The sequence below is a fragment of the Amycolatopsis sp. SID8362 genome (genome assembly GCF_010550475.1).
Lineage (GTDB): Bacteria > Actinomycetota > Actinomycetes > Mycobacteriales > Pseudonocardiaceae > Amycolatopsis > Amycolatopsis eburnea.
Genome location: NZ_JAAGNB010001805.1, coordinates 1 through 772 on the forward strand (window position 1 = coordinate 1; position 772 = coordinate 772).

Sequence of the window (772 nt, forward strand, 5' to 3'; positions counted from 1 at the left end):
CCCACCCCCAACTGCCACCGGTGCCAGGCACACACCGACGCCGACACCACGGCGGACCGGCACAGTCACCCACCCCCAACTGCCACCGGTGCTGGGCGCACGCTGACAGCGACGCCACGGCGGACCAGCTCAGTCACCCGCCCCCATCTGCCGCCGGTGCTGGGCGCACGCTGACGCCGACACCACGGCGGACCAGCTCAATCGCCCGCCCCCAACTGCTCGTCCAGCAGCGCGAACATCTCGTCATCGCTGGCGTCTTCGAAGTCGAACCCGTCGTCGACGTCGTCGCGGCCGCTCCACGCGCCGCGCACCTGCTCCAGCCGGGCGGTGATCTCCTCGTGGGCGGCCGGGTCGATCGCCGTGTCCCGCAACGCCTTCTCGAGCCGGGCCAGGTCGGCCAGGATGGCTTGTTCCGGCTTCTCGTCCGGGGCGAGCAGCTCCGCCAGGTACCGGGCGAGGTCGCGCGGGGTCGGCTGGTCGAACGCCAGCGTCGCCGGGAGCGCCAGCCCGGTCACCGCGGTCAGGCGGCGGCGCAGCTCGACGGCGGTCAGGGAGTCGAAGCCCAGTTCCGTGAACGCCTGGTCCGGCCCGACGCTGTCCTGGTCGCCGTGTTCGAGCACCACCGCGACGGCGTCGGCGACCACGTCCAGCAGCAGCTCGATCCGTGCCGCCGGGTCGAGCTTCGCCAGCCGCGGGGCGAGATCCGGCACGGCCGCCGCCGCGGGGCGCGCGGTGGCTCGCCGGGGCGGGACGAGCGCGCGCAGCACCGGCG

At 74.6% G+C, this 772-nt stretch carries 1 protein-coding gene; it reads right to left on the minus strand.

The annotated features are described in order from the left end of the window. Nucleotides 1-197: 197 nt before the first annotated feature. On the minus strand, nucleotides 198-772 hold a 575-nt coding region (locus G3I65_RS54975), incomplete at its 5' end, for an acyl carrier protein (protein WP_239072048.1).